Consider the following 4717-nt stretch of genomic DNA (forward strand, 5'->3'; position numbering starts at 1 on the left):
CGTGGTGCTGGTGGCGTGGCTGGGCGTGGACACGCTCTGGGGGCTGATGGACGGCTGGGCCGGCATGGCCATGCGGGCGCACGAGGCCACCACCTTCGAGGAGTTGCGCGAGGCGGGCGAGGGCTTCGCCCGGGTGCTGGGCACGGACGCGGCGCGGGCGATGCTGCTGGCGGTGGGCGCGTTGACGGGGCGCACCGTGGGGGAGGTGGCGGCGCGGGTGCGGGCGCTACCGGGCTACGGGCTGGCGAGCGCGCAGTGGCGGGCACAGGGGGGCGCCGCGGTGCTGGGGCGCATGGAAGTCCTGGTGGCCGAGGAGGGCGCGCTGGCGCGGGCGGTGGTGGCGGTGGAGACGGTGGCGGCCACGCCGCACGGCCCGCTGGCGGTGGTGATGCTCAAGAAGGGGCGGGGCGGCGGGGCCGCTTCCGGGATCGGCTCCTCGGGCATTGTCGCCATCCGCCACCGGGGTGGAAACCTGCAGGTCCTTCTGCCCAATGGCCAGAGGTGGCACCTGCGTCGTGGCATGTCCATCCACGACATCCCCGTCGAAGACGAGGTGGGTGACAGGCTCCAGAAGGCCGTCACCGAGGCCGCCCAGCAATGGGGGCTGCACAGACTCTCTCCGAGAGAGTCGGACGCCATCAAGGAGGCCCTCAAGAAGGGCGAATACTGGCTTGCGCACCTGTTGGAGCGCGAGGCCCGGGGCCGTTTCGTGCAACGCACGGTGAAGAGCCAATTCGACCATCTCTACGAGTTCAAACTGAGCGAAGGCATCGACGTGATTGACCATGCCACGGGCCGCCGGTATGAGATTCTCTCCGGGACGGCGTCGAACCTGGCGCGGCACGGTCGGCGCATGGCGGGCGAGTTCTTCCGGATGCTCACCTTCTGAAAGGACGGCGGATGCTTGCCAAAAAGGTCTTCTACGAGGACAAGCACCTCGAGAATGAACGGCTGGAATTGACGGACAAAGGCACCCTCTACTTCCTGGGCCGCAACCTGACGCTGAAGAATTGCACCCTGGTGCTGAAGGTGGCTGCTCGGAACCTGTTCATCCGCGAAGTCCAGTTCATCGACTGCGCCTTCGAGGTGAAGCAGGAACTGAAGAACCACCAGGACTGGATAACATCTTCACTCAAGGGCTGCCGGTTCAAGGGGCGGCTGTCGGGGTGTGACTTCGGGCACTGGCCCGAGTACGGCAAGGAGCCCAAGTACCAGCTGGGCTCCATCGAGGACTGCGACTTCTCCGAGGCGCGTCTGGACGGCTGCCGCATCATGGGGAGTGACCCCAGCACCCTGTGGTTCCCCACGTGGCCCTGCTTCACCATCCTGGACCCTGTTCGTAGAGCGCCCGAATTACTCAGCGTCAAGTGGCCGGGCTTGTTTGGTGACGTTGTCGTGGAGAATCTCCATAAGCGTCCTCCCGCCACGAGGTCCCTGTCCGAGCACGCGCCAACCATTGCCAGACGGCTGGAGACCACCCCGGAAGAACTCCGGGCAGCCATCGCGCGATTTGACTTCATTCTCTATTGACCTGGCCACGACTCTCTCTGGTGCGGCGTCCGGGCATGGCCGACGCATGGCGGGTGAGTTCTTCCGCGGTTCGACTGCATTGTCTGCGGGACGAGGAACATCCGCGACGGCTTTTGGCCGCTTCCGGAGGGTGACGCGGGGGCAGGGGTGGAGCCCGGGAGGCTCGACACCCTCACCCCGGGGGCTTGCCCCCCCTTTGAACGACGGGGGGATCCTCTCCCGGAGGGAGAGGGGTCCTGCTCGGCGAGGGGACTGCTGTTTCTCGGGACTACAGCGCCGCGATGACGGCGTCGGTGAACTCGCGGGTGGTGGCGCTGCCGCCCAGGTCGCCGGTGCGCACCTTGCCCTCGCCGTGCACCTTGGCCAGCGCGTTCTCGAACTTGCGCGCCTCGTCCCGCAGGTCCATCCAGTCCAGCATCATCACCGCCGACATCATCAGCGCGGTGGGGTTGGCCAGGCCCTTGCCCGCGATGTCCGGCGCCGTGCCGTGCACCGCCTCGAACATCGCCGTGCGCTCGCCGATGTTGGCGCCCGGCACCAGGCCCAGGCCGCCCACCAGGCCCGCGCACAGGTCGCTGATGATGTCCCCGTACAGGTTCTCCATCACCAGCACGTCGTAGCGCGACGGATCCTTCACCAGCTGCATGCACATGTTGTCGACGATGACCTCCTCGTACTGGATCTCCGGGTACTCCCGGCCCACCTTGCGGGTGCAGTCGAGGAAGAGGCCATCCGACAGCTTCATGATGTTGGCCTTGTGCACGCTCGTCACCTTCTTGCGCCCGTGCTTCCGGGCGTACTCGAAGGCGAAGCGGGCGATGCGCGTGGAGGCCTTCTCGGTGATGATCTTCAGCGACTCCACCACGCCCGGGACGATGATGTGCTCGAGGCCGGCGTAGAGCGACTCGGTGTTCTCGCGCACCACCACCAGGTCCACGTTGTCGTAGCGCGTCTTCACGCCGGGCACGCTCTTGACGGGCCGCAGCGAGGAGTACAGGTCCAGGCGCTTGCGCAGGCCCACGTTGGCCGAGGCCATGCCGCCGCCCACCACCGTGCCCGTGGGCCCCTTGAGCGCCACGCCGCTGCGCAGCACCGCCTCCACCGTCTCGTGGGGCAGGTTGGTGCCGTACTTGGCGATGACCTCGGCTCCCGCGTCCTTGAACTCGAACTCGAGCGGAGCCTTGAGCGCCTCGAGGACGCGGATGGTGGCCGCCATCACTTCGGGGCCGATGCCGTCGCCATTGATGACCGTAACCGTACGCGTATTCGCCATGGCCCGCGCTTCAAGCACAAAAGGCAGGGCCCCGAAAGGAGGAAAACGCGCTGGGCGCAGCCTGGCTAATGCGTCGATGGAGTCTGGATGGGAGGCTCGGACGCAGGCTCCGGAGGCCGGGAGGGCGTCCTGCGGCGGCCCCGGCGGCGCGGGGCGAGCGTGGCGTAGGGCCGGTAGAAGGACTCCCACAACGCGGCGCGCCGTCCTCGGGGCCGGGTGCGCAGCTCGCCCAGCGGGGCCTTGGTGAAGAACGAGGCCACGAAGAGGTAGGAGAAGACGAGCACCATCAGGAAGAAGAAGGCCATCACGAAGCCGCCGTGCATGGGCCCGATGTGCGCGCGCTCCACGAACTCGGCGAAGCTCCTCGCTGACCACGGGTGGCTGTACACCTTCACGAACCAGGAGAGCGTCAGCACCAGCAGGATGGGGCCGTACGCGCGGTTGAGGCGCGTGGAGATGGCGGAGAAGACCGAGAGCTGGATTTGTGGCCGCTCCATGAGGCCGGCCAGCTCGCGCAGGGCGTCCGGATCCACCGGCTCGCGGCGCAGCATGGGCACCCAGTAGCCTTCCTCCAGCAGGCGCACGCGGCGGATCCACAGATCGTAGTAGCGGTAGCGGCGCGCCTCGATGAAGAGGAACGAGAGCACCATGCCGATGCCCACCAGGAAGACGACGGGCTCGGCGCCGCCGGAGAAGCCGAAGGAGACGACGGCGGCGGTGGTCGTCATGGACCAGTTGGTGGTGTTGTCCAGGCGCGACCGCCAGGTGTCCGAGCGGCTGAGCTCGCCCCGGAACAGCTGGGCCATGGACGCGTCCGAGAGCGGCAGGGCCTCGTATTCGTTCTTGTCCCGCTCGTTGCCGTTACCCGCCATCGTCTGCTCTCCCCTGGTGTGTGGCCCGGACGCACGGGTGGCCGTGGTGGACCGCCGTGCCCACTCTCTCCCGGAGGAACCATGGCCATCCCTTTCCTCCATGACACCCCGCCACCCGTGGATGCGGTGGCCGCCGTGCTCCAGCTCCTGGAAGACGAGGCGGAGCGCGTGGTGCGTCTGTGGTCCAAGCGGATCCGCGCCGAGACGTATGAACTGGACATCTCCGGGCGCAACCTGCGCGCGCCCCTGCGCCGGTTGATCGACGAGCTCGTCCGCCTGCTCAGGGACCGGGGGAAGGACGCCCTGAACCTCTGGCCGGAGGTGGTGCGCTCGCACGGGGCGCGCCGGTACAACCAGCGCTTCGAGGTGGAGGACCTGGCGCGGGAGTTCAAGTCGCTGGAGGAGGTGCTCCTCTACGTCTACGCCCGGCGCAACGACGGGGTGCTGGAGCCGGAGGTGGCCACCTTCATCGTGGAGCTGGTGGGTGAGGCGCATGCGTCGGCGCAGGCCTCGTTCGCGCGGGTGCTGCGGACGGAGGAGGTGCGCTTCCGCGAGGCGGCGGTGATGGAGTCGGTGCTGCACCACGTGGAGGTGGGCATCCTCCTGGCCGAGGTGGACGGCACGGTGTCCTTCGCCACGCCACCGGTGAGCCGGCTCATCGGCGTGCCCATGCGGGCCGTGGTGGGCTCTCGCTCGCAGTCGCCACTGGCGGTGGTGCTCTCGCAGGTGAGTGCGCGCCAGACCAATGGAGATCCCTTCAAGTTGGCGGACATGCCCTTCATGCGGGCCTTGAAGGAGCGCGGGCCGGTGCGCGGCGTGATGATGGTGGTGGAGCGGCCCGGCGGGGGTGAGGCCACCCTGGAGCTGAGCGCCACGCCCATCTGGGAGGAGGAGGGCGAGCTGGCCGGTGTCATTCAAACCTTCACCGACCGCACCGAGGCCGCCACCAAGACGAAGGCGCTGATGACGGCCAACGACGCGGTGCGGCGGCTGCAGGGCCGGCTGCTGCAGCGCACGCGCACCCAGGCCCTGGGGCAGCTGG

4 protein-coding genes and 1 pseudogene are annotated in these 4717 nt (G+C 68.1%); 3 read left to right on the forward strand and 2 right to left on the reverse strand.

Annotated features, from left to right (window positions below; all coding sequences use genetic code 11):
* Nucleotides 1–889, forward strand: a pseudogene (locus AC16DP_RS51525) (AHH domain-containing protein); the annotation flags it as partial.
* A gap of 11 nt (nucleotides 890–900) precedes the next feature.
* Entirely contained in the window at nucleotides 901–1530 is a 630-nt protein-coding gene (locus AC16DP_RS51530; protein ID WP_329726299.1) for a hypothetical protein, read from the forward strand.
* 268 nt (nucleotides 1531–1798) lie between these two features.
* On the opposite strand, the gene AC16DP_RS51535 is transcribed toward AC16DP_RS51530, so the two are convergent.
* Entirely contained in the window at nucleotides 1799–2803 is a 1005-nt protein-coding gene (locus tag AC16DP_RS51535) for an isocitrate dehydrogenase (NAD(+)) (RefSeq protein ID WP_329726300.1), read from the reverse strand.
* A gap of 65 nt (nucleotides 2804–2868) precedes the next feature.
* Nucleotides 2869–3675, reverse strand: coding sequence for a DUF2270 domain-containing protein (locus tag AC16DP_RS51540; protein WP_329726301.1), 807 nt, complete (start codon nucleotides 3673–3675; stop codon nucleotides 2869–2871).
* 81 nt (nucleotides 3676–3756) lie between these two features.
* Here AC16DP_RS51540 and AC16DP_RS51545 point away from each other — a divergent pair.
* Nucleotides 3757–4717: RsbRD N-terminal domain-containing protein (locus tag AC16DP_RS51545; RefSeq protein WP_483957130.1), on the forward strand; the 961-nt coding region annotated here is incomplete at its 3' end.

The organism is Archangium sp. (genome assembly GCF_057119385.1).

Bases quoted from the DNA above. Each gene is read 5' to 3' on its own strand.
- AC16DP_RS51530 (WP_329726299.1), top strand. From the start codon at position 901: ATGCTTGCCAAAAAGGTCTTCTACGAGGACAAGCACCTCGAGAATGAA.
- AC16DP_RS51535 (WP_329726300.1), bottom strand. From the start codon at position 2,803: ATGGCGAATACGCGTACGGTTACGGTCATCAATGGCGACGGCATCGGC.
- AC16DP_RS51540 (WP_329726301.1), bottom strand. From the start codon at position 3,675: ATGGCGGGTAACGGCAACGAGCGGGACAAGAACGAATACGAGGCCCTG.